1 rRNA gene is annotated in these 449 nt (G+C 54.8%); it reads right to left on the bottom strand.

The window, feature by feature from the left end:
- Positions 1-449: ribosomal RNA gene (locus BHE89_RS20730) — 16S ribosomal RNA — on the bottom strand; the annotation flags it as partial.

Here is a 449-nt window from a genome sequence, read left to right on the forward strand (position 1 = left end):
TAAGGGTATTAACCTTATCACCTTCCTCCCCGCTGAAAGTACTTTACAACCCTAAGGCCTTCTTCATACACGCGGCATGGCTGCATCAGGCTTGCGCCCATTGTGCAATATTCCCCACTGCTGCCTCCCGTAGGAGTCTGGGCCGTGTCTCAGTCCCAGTGTGGCTGATCATCCTCTCAGACCAGCTAGAGATCGTCGCCTAGGTGAGCCGTTACCCCACCTACTAGCTAATCCCATATGGGTTCATCCGATAGCGCAAGGTCCGAAGAGCCCTGCTTTGGTCCGTAGACGTCATGCGGTATTAGCCACCGTTTCCAGTAGTTATCCCCCTCTATCGGGCAGATCCCCACTACATTACTCACCCGTCCGCCGCTCGTCAGCAAGAAAGCAAGCTTTCTCCTGTTACCGCCCGACTTGCATGTGTTAGGCCTGCCGCCAGCGTTCAATCT

Source organism: Shigella sp. FC1967, from assembly GCF_001743005.1.
GTDB lineage: Bacteria > Pseudomonadota > Gammaproteobacteria > Enterobacterales > Enterobacteriaceae > Proteus.